The 17,922-nt window shown below is 38.2% G+C and carries 16 protein-coding genes; 9 read left to right on the forward strand and 7 right to left on the reverse strand.

Features of this window, described 5'->3' with window-relative positions; genetic code table 11:
• Positions 1 to 156 precede the first annotated feature (156 nt).
• Positions 157 to 393 carry a VF530 family protein gene (locus tag A6M14_RS05230; RefSeq protein WP_002058193.1) on the forward strand — a complete coding sequence of 79 codons (237 nt, stop codon included), beginning with the start codon at positions 157 to 159 and terminating at the stop codon, positions 391 to 393.
• A gap of 222 nt (positions 394 to 615) precedes the next feature.
• On the opposite strand, the gene A6M14_RS05235 is transcribed toward A6M14_RS05230, so the two are convergent.
• Entirely contained in the window at positions 616 to 1,206 is a 591-nt protein-coding gene (locus A6M14_RS05235) for an ABC transporter permease (RefSeq protein ID WP_241678043.1), read from the reverse strand.
• A 471-nt stretch (positions 1,207 to 1,677) separates the two neighbouring features.
• On the opposite strand from A6M14_RS05235, the gene ribBA reads away from it, so the two are divergent.
• The 8 genes from ribBA to A6M14_RS05275 are packed head-to-tail and all read left to right on the forward strand — an operon-like array spanning position 1,678 to position 9,840.
• Complete coding sequence (ribBA, locus tag A6M14_RS05240; RefSeq protein WP_152873951.1) at positions 1,678 to 2,793, forward strand: bifunctional 3,4-dihydroxy-2-butanone-4-phosphate synthase/GTP cyclohydrolase II; 1,116 nt, start codon at positions 1,678 to 1,680, stop codon at positions 2,791 to 2,793.
• A gap of 18 nt (positions 2,794 to 2,811) precedes the next feature.
• The gene (ribH, locus tag A6M14_RS05245; protein WP_152873952.1) at positions 2,812 to 3,282 is read left to right on the forward strand and encodes a 6,7-dimethyl-8-ribityllumazine synthase; all 471 of its coding nucleotides are present in this window, start codon (positions 2,812 to 2,814) and stop codon (positions 3,280 to 3,282) included.
• Positions 3,283 to 3,286: 4 nt separating this feature from the next.
• Positions 3,287 to 3,739 (forward strand): transcription antitermination factor NusB, encoded by a 453-nt coding sequence (nusB, locus tag A6M14_RS05250; protein ID WP_152873953.1) that lies wholly within the window; start codon positions 3,287 to 3,289, stop codon positions 3,737 to 3,739.
• Positions 3,740 to 3,758: 19 nt separating this feature from the next.
• A complete protein-coding gene (gene thiL / locus A6M14_RS05255) occupies positions 3,759 to 4,676 on the forward strand; it encodes a thiamine-phosphate kinase (protein ID WP_152873954.1) in 918 nt (305 codons plus the stop codon).
• Positions 4,654 to 5,175 carry a phosphatidylglycerophosphatase A family protein gene (locus tag A6M14_RS05260; RefSeq protein ID WP_152873955.1) on the forward strand — a complete coding sequence of 174 codons (522 nt, stop codon included), beginning with the start codon at positions 4,654 to 4,656 and terminating at the stop codon, positions 5,173 to 5,175. The genes thiL and A6M14_RS05260 overlap by 23 nt, the downstream gene beginning before the upstream one ends.
• Positions 5,176 to 5,196: 21 nt before the next feature.
• Positions 5,197 to 6,561, forward strand: a complete 1,365-nt coding sequence (gene glmU / locus A6M14_RS05265) for a bifunctional UDP-N-acetylglucosamine diphosphorylase/glucosamine-1-phosphate N-acetyltransferase GlmU (protein WP_152873956.1) — start codon at positions 5,197 to 5,199, stop codon at positions 6,559 to 6,561.
• Between the two features lie 12 nt (positions 6,562 to 6,573).
• Complete coding sequence (glmS, locus tag A6M14_RS05270; RefSeq protein WP_152873957.1) at positions 6,574 to 8,412, forward strand: glutamine--fructose-6-phosphate transaminase (isomerizing); 1,839 nt, start codon at positions 6,574 to 6,576, stop codon at positions 8,410 to 8,412.
• Positions 8,413 to 8,469: 57 nt separating this feature from the next.
• Positions 8,470 to 9,840 (forward strand): phosphohexomutase domain-containing protein, encoded by a 1,371-nt coding sequence (locus A6M14_RS05275; protein WP_152873958.1) that lies wholly within the window; start codon positions 8,470 to 8,472, stop codon positions 9,838 to 9,840.
• 59 nt (positions 9,841 to 9,899) lie between these two features.
• Here the strand turns inward: A6M14_RS05275 and galE are convergent, their stop codons facing one another.
• The 6 genes from galE to A6M14_RS05305 form a co-directional block, all read right to left on the reverse strand.
• Positions 9,900 to 10,916 carry a UDP-glucose 4-epimerase GalE gene (gene galE, locus A6M14_RS05280; RefSeq protein ID WP_152873959.1) on the reverse strand — a complete coding sequence of 339 codons (1,017 nt, stop codon included), beginning with the start codon at positions 10,914 to 10,916 and terminating at the stop codon, positions 9,900 to 9,902.
• Positions 10,909 to 12,582 carry a glucose-6-phosphate isomerase gene (pgi, locus tag A6M14_RS05285; RefSeq protein ID WP_152873960.1) on the reverse strand — a complete coding sequence of 558 codons (1,674 nt, stop codon included), beginning with the start codon at positions 12,580 to 12,582 and terminating at the stop codon, positions 10,909 to 10,911. Before pgi ends, galE begins: the two co-directional genes overlap by 8 nt.
• Entirely contained in the window at positions 12,582 to 13,838 is a 1,257-nt protein-coding gene (locus A6M14_RS05290; protein ID WP_152873961.1) for a nucleotide sugar dehydrogenase, read from the reverse strand. The genes pgi and A6M14_RS05290 overlap by 1 nt, the downstream gene beginning before the upstream one ends.
• Before the next feature lie 14 nt (positions 13,839 to 13,852).
• A complete protein-coding gene (galU, locus tag A6M14_RS05295) occupies positions 13,853 to 14,731 on the reverse strand; it encodes a UTP--glucose-1-phosphate uridylyltransferase GalU (protein WP_152873962.1) in 879 nt (292 codons plus the stop codon).
• Positions 14,732 to 14,757: 26 nt separating this feature from the next.
• Positions 14,758 to 16,632: an SDR family NAD(P)-dependent oxidoreductase gene (locus A6M14_RS05300; RefSeq protein ID WP_188110859.1), complete on the reverse strand. Its 1,875-nt coding sequence runs from the start codon at positions 16,630 to 16,632 to the stop codon at positions 14,758 to 14,760.
• Positions 16,633 to 16,752: 120 nt separating this feature from the next.
• A complete protein-coding gene (locus A6M14_RS05305; RefSeq protein WP_152873964.1) occupies positions 16,753 to 17,922 on the reverse strand; it encodes a DegT/DnrJ/EryC1/StrS family aminotransferase in 1,170 nt (389 codons plus the stop codon).

The following is a 17,922-nucleotide window of genomic DNA, read 5'->3' on the forward strand; positions in this document are numbered from 1 at the left end:
GATTACCAAGTCATATATATGATGCATCACCCGATGGCTGGGTGTGCTCCAGAATTTTGGTGGCTATTCAGTCCATCATTACTTACATTCCAACTCTCTAGTTTTCCAACTAGCCCAGGTTATAATAATGGCCACCCAAAATACGATTGATCTATTATGAACACCTCCAATGACCCTTTACACGGCAAAAAACTTGCTGACATTTTGGATGAATTATTGGATTACTACGGTGGCTTTGAAGGTTTAAGTCGTAAAATTGAAATTAGATGTTTTTGCATAGACCCAAGTGTTAAATCATCATTGCGATTCTTGCGTACCACACCATGGGCACGTGAAAAAGTAGAAAGCTTATATTTGTACGTCTTACGCCAAAAGGCAAAACAGAAACCGTAGCCCCAGGCAACACCCCTCTCATTATAAAATTATACCAGTCAGTAAAACACCTTTAGATTAAGCATATGTATGTTGGTTATTATTGTTGATTATCACAATAAATTAGTGACCAAAAATCAAAGTACCCCACCCTACCTTAAATTACACCACACAAAATAAAAACTCTATATAACTGTTATATATAGAGTTTATTAAAATACCAATTATGTTATTTAGTGTATTTTATGTCGGTGACTCTTGCCAAGGTTGGGGTATTTCTTTTGAAAAATCAGTCAAAACCATAAAGATCAGACTAAATGCAACCATAAAAACAAATAAGATGACCCAATAAGCGAGAAGCTCAGGAATCTCACTAAAATTGATGTCGTACCCAAACCAAAGAAAGCTAAAACTAAATGAAATATACGCAATAAATTTAAGAAGTAGTTCTAAAATATTTCGTGCCAACATTGCATCTATTGGCCTAACAGGCTTATAACTAAAAAGTCCTTGGTTAGAACGAACAGCACTCATTGCTTGAGTAACACCCGTTCTAAACATGAAAAATGGAATAATCCCATTAATCAAAAAAACAACGTAATCTATGCCTGGTAAAATTCTTTGCATGATTGCACCAAACAAAAATACCATCACCCCTATTGTGAATAGTGGCTCCAGAAAAACCCATAAGTATCCCAAGCGATATTGACCAAATCTTGTTTGTAATTCGCGCAAAAATAAAGCACGGATAGATGCACTCATTACGCGTGTACTAGATCTAGGCTTTAACCTTGGCAACTTCTGCATATTTATAATTTCTTGTGAATTGTTCATAATTTTTCGACGATATATAAGTTATATTTCAATCAAAAAATCTTCTAAACAATTACATTCGAACACGGGCTTTCATGATTGGATTACACATTAATTATATAGACTTAAAAATGATGTTAGAAATTGTTTACTATTTGTTGTTTTTTGATTTCCAATCAAAAAATAGATCACATTTAAATGAAATTTCAATAAATAAGTCACAATTAGAATAAAAACAAACTTGCAATAACTTATAATTAGTAGTAGCTATTCCTTTTAATTTTTTAATAATATTATTCAAGTGCCTAAACTTTCCTCACAATCATCCTTTTTTCAAACTAAGTCTTCTTCCCTATGTTTTCTATACTGTGTATAACAATGAACCAGTAAGTAAAAACCAGAAGCATAGGCAAAACACGTTAAAAAGCGTTAAACTATGCAACCATTTAATGAATTAAATGTCGTTAATGACTAACAAAAAGGTGAAGGTTGATGCCGCTCAATACAGTTGAAGAGCTTGTAGCAGACATCCGTGCAGGAAAAATGGTTATCCTAATGGATGACGAAGATCGTGAAAATGAAGGTGATTTAGTCATTGCTGCTACACACGTTCGTCCAGAAGATATCAACTTCATGATTACACATGCACGCGGTTTAGTATGTCTAACATTAAGTAAAGAGCGTTGCCAACAGTTAAATTTACCACTAATGGTCGATGCAAATGGTGCTCAACACGGTACAAACTTCACGCTTTCAATTGAAGCTGCGCAAGGTATTTCAACAGGAATTTCGCCTGCAGAGCGTGCACATACAATTCAAACAGCTGTTGCTGCACATGCAAAACCTGCTGACATTGTTCAACCAGGTCACATCTTCCCATTAATGGCACAACCTGGTGGTGTTTTACACCGTGCAGGTCATACGGAAGCAGGATGTGATTTATCACGTTTAGCGGGTTTAGAACCAGCATCTGTTATTTGTGAAATCATTAATGAAGATGGCACGATGGCGCGTCGTCCAGATCTTGAAGTTTTTGCAGAGAAACATGGTTTAAAAATTGGTACAATTGCCGATCTTATTCATTACCGTATGACCAACGAGCAAACGGTAGAACGTATCGACCAACAAACACTTGATACTGAATATGGCACTTTTGAATTATTCCGTTACCGCGAACTAGGTAATCCAGATATTCATCTAGCTTTAGTAAAAGGTGAACCCAAAGAAGGTGTAACAACCGTTCGTGTTCATGGTTTCAACCCTGCACGTGACTTGCTCAAAATTAATAAGCAAGATGGTGAACCTGCTTGGAACCTAGACCGTGCTTTAAAAGAAATTTCGAAGAGCGATCGTGGTGTTTTAGTTTGGATTGGTCAACGTCATTTACAAGACTTAGGTCCTGCTCTTGATGCTTTAACTACACCTAAAAATGTAAAATCGAATTCTGCACTTTCACAGCAATATCAAACGATTGGTGTTGGTGCACAAATTTTACGTGATTTAGGTGTAGAAAAAATGAAGCTTTTAAGCTCACCTTTACGTTTTAATGCATTATCAGGTTTTAATTTAGAAGTGGTGGAATACATCACTGCACAACAAACATCTTAAAAAATAATCGAGGTTGTTATGGCTATTCGCCGTATTGAAGGTATGTTACATCTCGCTAGCGAAGGTCGTTACGCGATTTTAGTTGGTCGTTTTAACAGTTTTGTTGTAGAACATCTGTTAGAAGGTGCAATTGATACATTGAAACGTCATGGCGTATCAGAGGATAATATCACTGTTGTTCATGCCCCTGGTGCTTGGGAACTTCCTGTAGTTGCAAAAAAACTTGCAGCTTCAAATGGTTTCGATGCAATCATTGCATTAGGCGCAGTGATTCGTGGTAGCACGCCTCACTTCGATTTTGTTGCTGGTGAATGTGCCAAAGGTTTAGGCGTTGTTGGTCTAGACACAGGCTTACCAGTAATTAATGGTGTACTCACTACGGATAGTATTGAACAAGCGATTGAACGCTCTGGTACAAAAGCAGGTAATAAAGGTGGCGAAGCTGCCCTTACTGCGATTGAAATGGTTAACTTGTTAAAGGCTATTTAACGCTATGTCGCAAACACTTCAAGCTACTTATGCAGCAAAACGTAAAGCACGTCGCTTTGCTGTACAAGGAATTTATGAATGGCAAATGAGCCACAATCCAGTGCATGAAATTGAAGCACGTACACGTGTTGAAAATGCAATGCACAAAGTGGATCTTAGCTATTATCATGAATTGTTAACTCAAGTGGTTGCCAATCATGAAGCATTGGATGCGCTCTTAATTCCAGTATTGGATCGTGAACTTAACGCATTAGATGGCGTTGAGCGTGCGACCCTTCGTCTTGGCGCATATGAATTGAAAGAACATCTTGAAATTCCATATCGTGTTCTTTTAGATGAAGCAATTGAGCTTGCTAAACACTTTGGTGGTGCAGACAGTCATAAATACATCAATGGTGTATTAGACCGTTTAGCAACTACTTTACGTGCAGCAGAAAAGCAACAATCTTCTAATTAATTTGAAGTAGTTTTGTTGTATGGCTGAGTTTTCCATCATTGACACTTATTTTAATCGAAAGGCTTCTTCGTCTGTCGATTTAGGTGTGGGTGATGACTCAGCCTTGCTCACCCCTCCTCCCCAGCAACAGTTGGTCATTTGTGCCGATACCCTCGTTGCAAGAAGACATTTCCCTCTAGATACAGATCCACATGCTATTGGTTGGAAATCTGTCGCAGTAAACTTATCCGATATTGCTGCAATGGGTGCAAAACCACACAGCATCTTACTCGCATTGAGCCTACCCCAAATTGATCATGACTGGCTAAAAGCTTTTAGTCAGGGTTTATACGATTGTTGCGATCAATTTGGCGTGAGTTTAATTGGTGGTGATACCACTCAAAGTCCTCATTTAACAATTTCAGTTACAGCACTTGGCTGGGTTGATATCGGTCAGGGTGTTCTGCGTTCTGGCGCGCAAGTGGGTGACTATATTTGTGTGAGTGGTCAAGTTGGCGATGCTGCTTTTGGCTTAAATCATCGCGATCATCCACTTAAAAAACGTTTAGATTACCCAACACCACGCTGTGCCTTAGGACAAAATCTTAAAGGTTTAGCAAATAGTATGATTGATGTTTCAGATGGTCTTGCTCAAGATCTTGGACACATCTTAAAAGCATCTAATGTTGGGGCTAAAATTGAACTAAATCAATTGCCTATTGATAGCGCATTAAACGAATTGCCTTTAGAACAACAATGGCAATATGCACTTGCAGGTGGTGATGATTATGAATTGTGCTTTACAATCAGCCCACAGAATCATGCTAAACTTCTGCAACAACAATTAGATATAAACATCAGTACAATTGGACAAATTACAGAAAATAAAGAATTACACTTTGTTCAAAATGGTCAAAACCAACTACTAAAATTTAATGGATATCAACATTTTGCATAAACCTGCAATCAACTTCAAAGAAATGAGTTGGGCAAACCGTATTATCGTCTTCTGTGGCGTAGGTTTTGGCTCAGGCTTAGCTCCAAAAGCACCAGGGACTTTCGGATCTGCTTTTGCTTTGTTATTTGTTCCTATTTGGCTTGCAATTGGTTTTTTTAACTCCATTTTAGCCATGCTAGTGATGTCTTTAATTGGTATCTATATTTGCGGACAAACAGCAAAAGTCATGAATGTTCATGATGATGGTCGTATTGTTTGGGATGAATTTGCAGGACAATCGATTACATTTTTACCGCTTATTTATTTTGGACAAATGAGTTGGTTATGGGTATTAATTGGTTTCGCACTTTTCCGCTTATTTGATATTTGGAAACCATGGCCCATACGTGTTATTGATCGCCAAGTGGGTGGTGGTTTCGGTATAATGTTCGACGATATTATTGCTGGTCTATGGGCTGCAATTTGTATTCTTGTGTACCTCTATATTTCAATGGCTTAAGCCAAATTTTCAAGGTGTATTATGTCAACTTCTGTGATTATTCTTGCTGCAGGTAAAGGAACTCGAATGCGTTCGAGCTTGCCTAAAGTATTGCAGCCACTCGCAGGACGCCCTTTACTTGGTCATGTCATTGAAACTGCAAAAAAATTAGATGCGAAAAATATCATTACTATTTATGGTCATGGTGGCGACTTAGTTCAACAGGCTTTTGCTCAAGAAAATGTGCAATGGGTTGAGCAAACGGAACAACTCGGTACAGGTCATGCAGTTAAAGTGACTTTACCTGTACTACCAAAAGATGGTGTTTCCCTCATTCTTTCAGGCGATGTACCTTGTATTACTCAAGAAACACTTGAAAACCTTCTTACTGTTTCACGTGAAACAGGTATTGGGCTTGTAACACTGACTCTTGCCGATGCGAGTGGTTATGGTCGTATCGTACGTGAAAATAATAAAATTCAAGCTATTGTTGAGCATAAAGATGCCAATGATCTGCAACGTCAAATTAAAGAAATTAACACAGGTATTTACTGTGTAAGCAATGCCAAATTACATGAATGGTTGCCAAAACTAAGCAACAACAATGCGCAAGGCGAATATTACCTGACTGATATCGTTGCGATGGCCATTTCCGATGGTTTAGAAGTTTCTTCTGTTGAACCACAAATGCCATTTGAAGTTGAAGGCGTAAATGATCGTGTTCAACTTGCTGCTTTAGAACGTGAATTCCAAACATTCCAAGCAAAAAAACTCATGCAACAAGGTGTTCATCTAATTGACCCTTCACGCTTTGACTTACGTGGTTCACTGACTGTAGGTCAAGATGTTCGCATTGATATTAATGTGATTATTGAAGGTGACTGCGAGCTTGGCAACAATGTAGAAATTGGTGCAGGCTGTGTGATTAAAAACACAAAAATTGCTGCAGGTACAAAAGTTCAGCCTTATAGCGTGTTCGATAATGCTGTTGTCGGCGAAGATGCACAAATTGGTCCATTTGCACGTTTACGTCCAGGCGCAAAACTTGCTGCCGAAGTTCATATTGGTAACTTCGTTGAAGTGAAAAATTCAAGTATTGGCTTAGGCTCTAAAGCAAATCACTTTACATACCTTGGCGATGCCGAAGTTGGCGCAGGTTCAAACATTGGCGCAGGTACAATTACTTGTAACTATGATGGTGCAAATAAGTTTAAAACTATTATTGGTGATCATGCCTTTATCGGCTCAAACAGCTCGCTTGTTGCCCCTGTTCACATTGGCAATGGTGCAACTATTGGCGCAGGCTCTACCATCACCCGTGATGTTGCAGAAAATAGCTTGGCGGTAGAACGTTCTAAGCAATTTGCGAAAGAAAATTATCAACGTCCACAAAAAATTAAGAAATAAGAGGAATTCACTATGTGTGGTATTGTCGGTGGCGTTGCAGAACGTAATATTAGTAATATCCTCATTGAAGGTTTAAAGCGCTTAGAATACCGTGGCTACGATTCAGCAGGTTTAGCTTTAATTAATCAAGGGCAAGTTCTACGTGAACGTCGTGTTGGTAAAGTGGCAAATCTTGAACAAGCCGTTTTAGCATCACAAGTATCGGGTTCACTTGGTATTGCACACACACGTTGGGCAACCCATGGTAAACCAACTGAAGAAAATGCCCATCCTCATATTTCAGGCAATGTTGCAGTTGTCCATAACGGTATTATCGAAAATTACCAAGAACTTAAAGATGATTTAGAAGCTTTAGGTTATGTATTTACGTCACAAACAGATACTGAAGTTGTTGCTCATTTAATCAATGATGCACTCAAAACAACACCAAGTTTATTAGAAGCAACACGCCAAGTTGTACCTCAACTTAAAGGTGCTTATGCGCTTGGTATCGTTCATACAGATCATCCTGATGAGTTAATTACGGTTCGTGAAGGTTCTCCGCTTGTGATTGGTGTGGGTATTGGTGAGAACTTTATTAGTTCGGATCAATTGGCGCTTCTTCCAATTACCAACCGTTTTATTTACCTTGAAGAAGGTGATATTGCACGTTTAACCCGTAATAGCATTGAAGTTTTTATAGATGGTCAATTGATTGATCGCCCTGTAAAAGAGCTTGATGCGACCGTAAGTAATGCATCTAAAGGCGAATATAAGCATTACATGCTCAAAGAAATTTATGAGCAACCTGAAGCCATTAAACAAACGATTTCTCAAGCTTTAAATGGCAATGCACTACGTGAAGATTTCTTAGCTTCTGCTATTCAAGATTTTGCCAATATTCAACAAGTTCAAATTATTGCATGTGGTACAAGCTACCATGCAGGCATGATTGCAAAATATTGGTTCGAGCAACTGATTGATCTACCTTGCCAAGTTGAAATTGCAAGTGAATTCCGCTATCGCTCACCTGTGATTGTAAACAATACGCTTTATGTATGTATCTCTCAATCAGGTGAAACTGCCGATACTTTAGCAGCACTTCGTGATACGCAAAAACGTGCAGCTGCAAAAAGCTTAAACATCACAACGATGACGATTTGCAACGTCGCAACATCTTCAATGGTTCGTGAAACAAATCATAGTTTATTGACGCTTGCAGGCCCTGAAATTGGTGTTGCATCAACCAAAGCATTTACTACTCAGCTTGCGGCTTTAATGCTTTTAGTGTTGAAAATTGGTCAAATTAAACAAACCATTTCTGATACTCAAATTGCTGAAATTGTGGCTGAGCTTTGGCATACACCAAAAGTTATTTTAGATACATTGCAAAATGATAAAGAAATTTTACGCTTATCTGAACTCTTTGTTGAGAAGCAACATTGCCTATTCTTAGGTCGTGGTACGCACTTCCCTATTGCGCTGGAAGGTGCTTTAAAACTCAAAGAAATTTCATATATTCATGCTGAAGGTTATGCAGCAGGTGAACTTAAACATGGTCCACTTGCACTTGTAGATAACGACATGCCTGTTGTTATTCTTGCACCTCAAGATGACATGCTCGACAAACTCAAATCGAATATGGAAGAAGTTCAAGCACGTGGCGGTGAACTGTTCGTCTTTGCCGATGAAAATAGCGGTATTAAAGCTAAAGATCGTCAGCATGTGGTTTATGTACCAAGCGTAAATGCCATTCTTGCGCCTATTGTTTATAGTGTTCCTGTTCAATTGCTGTCTTATCATGTTGCTGTATTGCGTGGTACAGATGTCGATCAGCCACGTAACTTAGCGAAGTCTGTCACTGTAGAATAATCATTGAATCAAAAGGCTGGAAATTCCAGCCTTTTTTCACATCACTTGGAAATGAAAATGACTAAACTTACTTGCTTTAAAGCCTATGATATTCGTGGCAAGCTTGGCACAGAACTCAATGAAGAAATCGCCTATAAAATTGGTCGTGCTTATGGTCAAATCTATCACCCCAAAACGGTTGTGGTTGGTTGCGATGTCCGCTTAACAAGTGAAGATTTAAAACAAGCAACCATTAAAGGCTTAAATGATGCTGGTGTTGATGTTTTAGATTTAGGTATGACAGGCACAGAAGAAGTCTATTTCGGTGCTTTCCATTTAGATGTACAAGGTGGTATTGAAATCACCGCAAGTCACAATCCAATGGATTATAACGGTATGAAATTGGTGCGTGATAATGCACGTCCAATTAGTGCCGATACTGGTTTAAAAGAAATCCAACTTCTTGCAGAATCGGGCGAATTTAAAGATGTTGCTGAAAAAGGCACATCTAAAAAATATAATATTTTGCCCGAATTCATCGAACATCTGATGACGTACATTGCCCCTGCAAAAATCAGCCCATTAAAGTTGGTTGTGAATGCAGGCAATGGCGCAGCAGGTCATGTTATTGATGCCATTGAAGATAAATTCAAAGCACTTAATATTCCTGTTGAATTTATTAAAATTCACCACGAAGCTGATGGCACTTTCCCAAATGGTATTCCTAACCCAATTTTAGTTGAAAACCGCGATAGCACTCGTGATGTAGTACTTGCACATAAAGCGGATATGGGGATTGCTTGGGATGGTGACTTTGATCGCTGCTTCTTATTCGATGAAAAAGGTCAATTCATTGAAGGCTATTATATTGTCGGCTTATTGGCTCAAGCATTTTTATTGAAACAATCAGGCGAAAAAATTGTGCATGACCCTCGCCTTGTTTGGAATACTTTTGATGTTGTTGAGCAATATAAAGGTGAAGCGATTCAATCAAAATCGGGGCATTCATTTATTAAAGAAAAAATGCGTGAACACAATGCAGTGTATGGCGGAGAAATGAGTGCTCATCATTATTTCCGTGACTTCGCTTACTGCGATAGCGGTATGATCCCTTGGTTACTCGCAGCTTCTGTTTTATCTGAAACTCAAAAGCCACTATCTTCTCTTGTTGAAGAAATGATTGAAAAATTCCCTTGTTCAGGTGAAATCAACTTTAAAGTTACAGATACTCAAGTGACTATTCAAAAGATTTTCGATCACTTTGCAGATCAAAATCCATCTATTGATAAGACTGATGGCGTAAGTTTAGATTTTGGTGCTTGGCGTTTAAATGTTCGTGCTTCAAATACCGAACCCCTTTTACGTTTAAATATTGAAAGCCGTAAAGATAAAAACCCGAAACCGATACAAGCTTATGTTGATGAGCTGACACAATTGATTCAAGCTTAATTTTTAGATTGATCTATCCAATAAAAAAGAGCCTTAAGGCTCTTTTTTATATTTCAAATTTAACGATATCCATTCGGATTTTGCTTTTGCCAATTCCAACTATCGACAAGCATATCTTCCAAAGCAAATTTTGGTGTCCAACCTAACTCTTTCACAGCACGAGCATTATCTGCAAAAGATGTTGCAACATCGCCTTCACGGCGTGGTGCAAATTCAAAAGGAATATGAATACCATTCACTTTTTCAAAAGTTTGTGCAATTTCAAGCACTGAACAACCATTGCCTGTACCAATATTCCAAGCACGGCAACCTTGAGTATTTAAGCGATTATTCAAAGCACATAAATGCGCATTGGCTAAATCGACCACATGGATATAATCACGCACGCCTGTACCATCTACAGTATCGTAATCATTACCAAATATTGATAATTTTTCACGACGACCAACCGCCACTTGAGTGACATAAGGCATTAAGTTATTTGGAATACCTTGCGGATCTTCACCCATTAAGCCACTTTTATGCGCACCAACAGGGTTGAAATAACGTAATAATGCAACTGACCAACGCTCATCTGCAATAGATAGTTTTTGCAATAATTGCTCAACAATAAGTTTGGTATAACCATAGTTATTCGTTGGCATACCCGTTGGCATATCTTCATTGAGTGGTGAAACATTTGCTTCATCATAAACCGTAGCAGATGAGCTAAAAACCAATTTAAATACTTCAGCACGTTCCATGGCTTTTACTAAGCTAATCGAGCCTGAAATGTTATTTTCAAAGTACTTTAACGGTTCTTGCTGACTTTCACCTACAGCCTTCAAACCTGCAAAGTGGATGACGGCATCTATTTGATGTGTTTTAAAAATTTGATCTAAAATTGCATCATCTAAAATATCGCCTTCTACAAAATCGAGTGTTTTAGATGTCAATGTCTGAACACGATTTAAAGACTCTTCAGAACTGTTCGATAAGTTATCGAGTACGACAACTTTATGTCCTGCATTCAGTAATTCGACACAAGTATGCGAACCAATATAGCCTGCACCACCTGTCACTAAAATTTTAGACATGATCCTTTCCCATTAAAATATGAATTAATCCCTGTGTAGAAGCATCTAATACTGATAAATCTGTTTGCTCACCATTTAAAATAGGAAGCAATTGATTGGCAATTTCTTTGCCTTTTTCAACGCCCCACTGATCAAATGGATTGATATTCCAAAGTACAGATTGTACAAACACTTTATGTTCATACATGGCGATCAACATACCTAAACTGTAAGGATTTAGCTCTTGCATCAAGATTGTGGTACTTGGCTGATTACCCTCATATTTTTTATATTCTGGTAAATCTGAAACTTCATTTTGATCTAAAGCTTGATTACCAAAAGCAAGTAAACGCGATTGCGCCAAACAATTTGATAAAGCCAAATGATGTTGTTCTATCAGCGCATCTGCATTATCGACATAGGTGAATTGCTTAGCGTTATAACGATGTACAGGCGCAATAAAGTCACTACTCACCGACTGCGTACCCTGATGTAACAATTGATAAAAGGCATGTTGAGCGTTTGGACCAACCTCCCCCCAAACAATTGGGCAGGTATCCCAATCGACCTTTTCACCATTACGCTGAATCGACTTACCATTCGATTCCATTTCTAATTGCTGTAAATACGATGCAAAGTATTTCAAACGACCATCGTAAGGCAATACTGCATGGGTTTGAATGTCTAAGAAATTATTATTCCAAGCACCCAATAAGCCCATAAGCACAGGAATATTTTTCTCAAATGGTGCAGTTTGAAAGTGTTGATCTATTGCATGTGCGCCAGCTAAAAATTGTTTAAAGCCATCTACACCAATGGTTAAAGCAACAGGCAAACCAATACATGACCATAATGAATAACGACCACCTACCCAATCCCAAAGTAGAAATTGATTTTCGGGTGCAATTCCCCAAGCGGTCATTTTCTCAGGTTTGGTCGAAACACCAATAAAATGATGTTTTAGAATATGCTGATCTTGCCCAAGCGCTTTTTCTAGCCAAAGGCGAACGGTTTGCGCATTAGATAAAGTATCAATTGTGCCAAACGACTTCGATGAAATAATAAAAAGTGTCGTTTCAGGACGTAATTTGTGCAATAAATCTGAAAGTTGACTACCATCAATGGTTGAAACAAAGTGTGTATTTAAAGGCTTTTGCGTACTCTTTTTAAAGTCCGATAAAGCATGACTCACCATTAAAGGACCTAAGTCTGAACCACCAACACCAATATTCACCACATCTTGAATGACTTCACCTGTTGCACCACGATATTGACCATCATGAATTTTATTCACGAGGCTAAACATACGTTCTAATTGTGCATGTACATGTTCTGCAACTTTTGGATGTTGTTGATCATTTTTAGGTAAACGCAAAGCCCAATGCATCGCTGCACGTTGTTCTGTGTAATTAATTTCTTCACATGAAAATAAGCGTTTGATCCATGGTGAAAGTTCTTGTGCATGCGCCCATTGAACTAAATTTTTAATCACCTTTTGATCAACACGATGCTTACTAAAATCATAGACGATAGGATCGAGAGCCACTGAGAAATTTTGAAATCTTTGCTGATCTTCTGCGAATAATTCAGTCAGATGCTTATTTTCAAATTCATCTTTCAACGAATTTAACTGCACGATCACTGAACCTAAATCCTCTATAGGATAAGGATGAACCTTTGCAACCATTATCGCCCTACCCCCATATAAGCAAACCCTTGAGCTTTGACATAACTCGGGTCATAAATATTGCGACCATCTAAAATAAGCGGATGGTTCATTGTTTTTAATAGTTCAACATAATTTGGGCTCCAATATTGCTTCCACGCTGTCAATAAACATAAGGCGTGTGCATCTTTGACAGCTTCATATTGGTCTGTGCAGTAAATCAAATCTGCTCGGTGTCCATATTCTTTTTCTATTTCAGCAAGCGCTTGAGGATCATGCAATTTAACCGTTACACCTTGCGCCCAGAGTGCTTTCAACATGGCATGAATAGGTGACTGTTGAATACGTGCGGTATTTTCTTTAAACGCAGCACCCCAAATTGCCACAGTTTTACCTGCTAAATTACCATGGTAATAATTCCACAGTTTGCGAAATAAAATCTCTTTCTGCTGTTCGTTAATATCCCAAACTTGCGAGAGCAATTGGCTTTTTGTTCCTGTATCAGAAACCGTATTGGAAAGCGTTAAAATATCGTGAGAGAAGTTTTCACCACCAAAACCTGCCCCTGGATATAAATATGATGCGCCAATTCTACTATCAGCCGCCATACCCTGACGCACATGTTCAATATCAATCCCTAACTTTTCCGCAACAACAGCTAAATCGTTGATATAACTAATGCGCGTTGCCAACATTCCTGAAACACTCAGTTTCGTGAATTCAGCATCCAATACAGGCATAAACAAATATTGCTGTTCACGTGGAAACAGTGGGCGAAGTAATTCTTTAATTTTAATTTGACTAGATTCGGACGAGCTTCCGACAATAAGTTGCTTGGTTTGAACTAAACTTTGTAATGCATTTCCTTCCTGAATGATGTCAGGTAAATACACCCAATCATCTTCAGATAAAATATTTTCAAATTTTTCTGTACCGTGTAAACCTAAGGTCGATGCATTGATCATCAATTTTGGATGAATAATGGTTCGTTGTTTTAATTCTTTTAAAATCTCAATGCCTTGTGCTTCTTCAGTCGGATTAAAACTAAAGAAATAAGCATCTGTGTCTAAAGGAATATCTTTAAAGTTGCAGTATGTTAAAAAACCATTTTTTTGCTGTTTATCTAACAGTTGCTTCACAGCTTCATCTTGAGTATAGGCTTGTTCTAATGTTGGTTTTTTAAGAAGTTCGCACCAAAAAACTTGATGTCCACATTCTGCCAACAAAGCTGCCAATACACCTGAATATAAGGTTTGTCCAAATACTGCAACTTTCATATAAATTCCTAATTTTATAATTCGAGTTCTTTAATCAAATCTTTAAATGCATCACCCAATTTTGGATGATCTAGACCATAATGCAATACCGCTTTTAAGTAACCCAGCTTACTACCACAGTCAAATGTTTGACCTTTCATACGATAAGCTTCAACGGTATCTGTGTCCTGAAGCATGGCAATAGCATCAGTCAATTGAATTTCGTTGCCCGCACCTTTAGGGGTGTTTTCTAATAACTGCATAATTTTTGCAGGTAAAATATAACGACCAACTACAGAAAGATTCGATGGTGCAGCATCAATAGCTGGCTTTTCTACAATGCCTTGCATTTGAATACTATGACCCTCTGCAGGCGTCGATGCAACATCAACAATACCGTATTGATCTACAAGATGATCTGGCACAGCTTCAACCATAATCTGTGCAGATTGAGTGTTGTTAAAGCGTTGAATCATCAAACTTAAATCGTTAGTTTCTGATGGATCTTTCACCAATACATCTGGAAGTAATACTGCAAAATCTTCATCACCAACAACTGCTTTTGCACATAAAACAGCATGTCCTAAACCTAAAGGTTGTGGCTGACGTACGCTAATCACGCTGACATGTGGCGGTAAAATTTCAGTAATTTCTTTCAGAAGATCAAATTTCTTTTTATTTTCTAATGTCGTTTCAAGTTCAAAATTACGGTCAAAATAATTTTCAATTGATGCTTTTGAAGAATGAGTTACTAGAATAATTTGTTCAATACCCGCAGCAACAGCCTCACGAACAACATATTCAATTGCAGGACGGTCAACAACTGTAACCATCTCTTTTGGAATTGATTTACTTGCAGGTAAAAAACGTGTCCCTAAACCTGCAACTGGAAGAATTGCTTTTTTAATACTCATAATTTAACTCAAATTTAGTGCTGTAATTAGTTTACCTGAATCCGATCGCCACGTTGATAGCCATCTACATAATGTTCTAATTGGCTGAGTACCCAATTCACATCTTCTTCAACTGCTGTTAATTCGTTGATGTGATCGAACGTTTTAAGAATATCTTCTAAAGGATAATGCTTTTCATAAGATCTTAAAATACGGCTATGCTCTGTTGTTTCCGTGTTTTCTTGGTCAATCAATAGCTCTTCATATAACTTTTCGCCTGGACGCAAACCGGTATACTTAATTTCAATATCCCCATCTTCCGATGCTTGATCTTTTACTTTTAAACCACTGAGTGAAATCATTTGACGAGCTAAATCTTGAATGCGAACAGGTTGTCCCATATCAAGCAAGAATACATCACCGCCCTTGCCCATTGCACCCGCTTGAATCACCAACTGAGATGCTTCAGGAATGGTCATAAAATAGCGTGTCACTTCAGGATGTGTCACCGTAATAGGACCACCTTTGGCAATTTGCTGTCTAAATAATGGTACAACTGAACCTGATGAACCTAAAACATTACCAAAACGTACAATGCTAATTTGCGTTTGATTTTGCGCTTCTGCCATTGCCTGACAATACAACTCAGCTAAACGCTTTGAAGCTCCCATCACATTGGTCGGGCGAACGGCTTTATCTGTCGAAATTAAAACAAATGTTTCAACACTTTGTTTAACTGCGGCATTTAAGCTATATGCTGTACCCACTGCATTATTTTTCAAGCCTGCAATGGGGTTACATTCAACAAGCGGTACATGTTTATAAGCTGCTGCGTGATACACCGTTTGAACTTGATATTGCTGAATCACACGCTCAAGTTTCATTTGGTCTAATACGGTTCCTAAAATTGGAACGACTTTATCTTGTGAAATTAAACGTAATTCTTTATCTATTTGATATAAAGCAAACTCTGTCATTTCATACACAATCAACAATTTCGGTTGATTTTTAATGATTTGACGACACAATTCAGAACCAATTGAACCACCTGCACCCGTCACCATCACCACTTTATTATGGATATTCTTGGCGAGTAATTCAGGAATGGGTGGAATTGGATCGCGCCCAAGTAAATCGATAATATCAACTTCTTGGATATCTGAGATGCGAACTTCACCATCTACAAGGCGAGTTAAACTTGGTAATTCTGTAATTTTTAAATGTGTAGGTTCTAAGAATTTAATAATTTCGCTTTTACGTTCACGTCCAACTGAAGGTAATGCAATTAAGATTTCATCAACCGTATCTTTTTTTAATATTTTTAAAGCGTGTTTGGCATTATGTACTTTTAAACGCCCAATCATTTGCCCCGATAAAGATGCATTATCATCAATAAAAAATACAGGTAAATGTTCATCCGATTTATTTAACAGTGCCGCTATTTGCTGACCTGCAAAACCTGCACCATAAATCGCAACACGTTTACGCAGTACATCCGACAAAAATTGTGAACGTACGACAAAACGAATCACCCCACGACTAAACCAAATCCATGCAAACATCATGAAACCAAACATGAGTGGAATAGACATTGGAATAAATGCAGGCGTTAAATATGCTAGCAAATACAAAGCAAAAACAGTCACTGATGTTGCAAGCGCTAGTTTTACAATTAATGCTTCGTTAAAAGTACGAACAATAAATTTATAAACGCCACATGCGACCAAAATTAAACTTGCAATCGCAGCCACCCAAAGTGGACCAAATGGAATATTTGGTACAGCTTCTACGCCTAAATTCACCAAACGAATGGCATAACACAGCCAAATAAGTACGGGGAAAATTAGAAAATCCATCAACACCAAGAAGCTTTGCTTCACAATACGAGGCGCTGTAGATAATGACAAAATGATTGATTTCACAGAGTAAGATTCGATCCAAGCATGTGTTGTTCTCATTAAAATGTTCATTCGAATGAAAACAATATTTTAAATGTTATACGCCAAATGATTATACCTGAGTTCATCATTTGGCGAGTTGATTTAGAGTTGAGCAAGTACCTGCTGAATCGCATCTAGCGTTTTTTGAATGCTTTGTTCCGACAAAGTTGGATGTACCAAGAACATTAAGCTTGTTCCACCTAATGCTTTTGCATTTTCTAAAGCTTTTTCAGGACGCCAATGTGTACCATCAAATGCTTTTTCTAAATACACTTCAGAACAAGAACCACTAAAACAAGGCACGCCTAAAGCATTAATTTCCGCCATAATGCGATCACGCGACCAAGCTTCAGGCAAAGCACCTATATTCACTTGAACATAACATTTATAGGCTGCGTGTACATAATCTGAAGATGGTTTTGCAACTGTAAAATACGGACTATTTTCAAATACAGATTGAATACGTGCCATATTGGCATTACGTTTTTCAGTCCAATCAGGCATCTCGATCAGCTGTAAACGACCTATCACCGCTTGCATTTCCATCATGCGCCAGTTGGTACCAAAGTTATCATGCAACCAACGGAAACCTGGTGGATGTTGTTTGTTATAAATGCTGTCGTAGTTTTTACCATGGTCTTTATACGACCACATTTTTTTCCAAAGATTCTCATCATTGGTGGTGACCATACCGCCTTCACCACCTGTGGTCATAATCTTATCTTGGCAGAAAGACCACGCACCAATATGACCAATTGAACCTGCTGGTTTACCTTTGTACATCGCACCATGCGCTTGGGCACAATCTTCAATTACATATATGCCTTTTTTTTCAGCCAATTGCATGATTGGATCCATATCACACATCCAACCTGCCAAATGCACACAAATAATAGCCTTTGTATTTGGTGTAAGAACCTCTTCAATAGTACGACGTGAAATATTTTGTGAATCAAGTTCAACATCGGCAAAAACTGGATTTGCCCCTGCTGTCACAATTGAACTTGCCGATGCTAAGAATGTACGTGATGTGACGATCACATCATCACCTGCACCAATGTTTAGAGCTTTTAGTGCAACATCCAATGACACCGTACCATTCGCTACGGCTACTGCGTATTTTGTCCCTGCAAATTGTGCAAATTCTTTTTCAAATTCACGACATTCTTGACCTGTCCAATAATTCACTTTATTCGACAATAGAACTTTTGATACCGCGTCTGCTTCAGCTTGCGTAAAGCTTGGCCACGGCTCAAATGCAGTATTTAACAT

Source organism: Acinetobacter portensis, assembly GCF_009372215.1.
Lineage (GTDB): Bacteria > Pseudomonadota > Gammaproteobacteria > Pseudomonadales > Moraxellaceae > Acinetobacter > Acinetobacter portensis.

Excerpts from the sequence above, each read along its gene's own strand:
- glmU (WP_152873956.1), top strand. The coding sequence starts at position 5,197 with ATGTCAACTTCTGTGATTATTCTTGCTGCAGGTAAAGGAACTCGAATG.
- pgi (WP_152873960.1), bottom strand. The coding sequence starts at position 12,582 with ATGGTTGCAAAGGTTCATCCTTATCCTATAGAGGATTTAGGTTCAGTG.
- A6M14_RS05235 (WP_241678043.1), bottom strand. The coding sequence starts at position 1,206 with ATGAACAATTCACAAGAAATTATAAATATGCAGAAGTTGCCAAGGTTA.
- A6M14_RS05290 (WP_152873961.1), bottom strand. The coding sequence starts at position 13,838 with ATGAAAGTTGCAGTATTTGGACAAACCTTATATTCAGGTGTATTGGCA.
- glmS (WP_152873957.1), top strand. The coding sequence starts at position 6,574 with ATGTGTGGTATTGTCGGTGGCGTTGCAGAACGTAATATTAGTAATATC.
- A6M14_RS05275 (WP_152873958.1), top strand. The coding sequence starts at position 8,470 with ATGACTAAACTTACTTGCTTTAAAGCCTATGATATTCGTGGCAAGCTT.
- A6M14_RS05230 (WP_002058193.1), top strand. The coding sequence starts at position 157 with ATGAACACCTCCAATGACCCTTTACACGGCAAAAAACTTGCTGACATT.
- ribH (WP_152873952.1), top strand. The coding sequence starts at position 2,812 with ATGGCTATTCGCCGTATTGAAGGTATGTTACATCTCGCTAGCGAAGGT.
- galE (WP_152873959.1), bottom strand. The coding sequence starts at position 10,916 with ATGTCTAAAATTTTAGTGACAGGTGGTGCAGGCTATATTGGTTCGCAT.
- nusB (WP_152873953.1), top strand. The coding sequence starts at position 3,287 with ATGTCGCAAACACTTCAAGCTACTTATGCAGCAAAACGTAAAGCACGT.
- thiL (WP_152873954.1), top strand. The coding sequence starts at position 3,759 with ATGGCTGAGTTTTCCATCATTGACACTTATTTTAATCGAAAGGCTTCT.
- galU (WP_152873962.1), bottom strand. The coding sequence starts at position 14,731 with ATGAGTATTAAAAAAGCAATTCTTCCAGTTGCAGGTTTAGGGACACGT.
- ribBA (WP_152873951.1), top strand. The coding sequence starts at position 1,678 with ATGCCGCTCAATACAGTTGAAGAGCTTGTAGCAGACATCCGTGCAGGA.
- A6M14_RS05260 (WP_152873955.1), top strand. The coding sequence starts at position 4,654 with ATGGATATCAACATTTTGCATAAACCTGCAATCAACTTCAAAGAAATG.
- A6M14_RS05305 (WP_152873964.1), bottom strand. The coding sequence starts at position 17,922 with ATGTTAAATACTGCATTTGAGCCGTGGCCAAGCTTTACGCAAGCTGAA.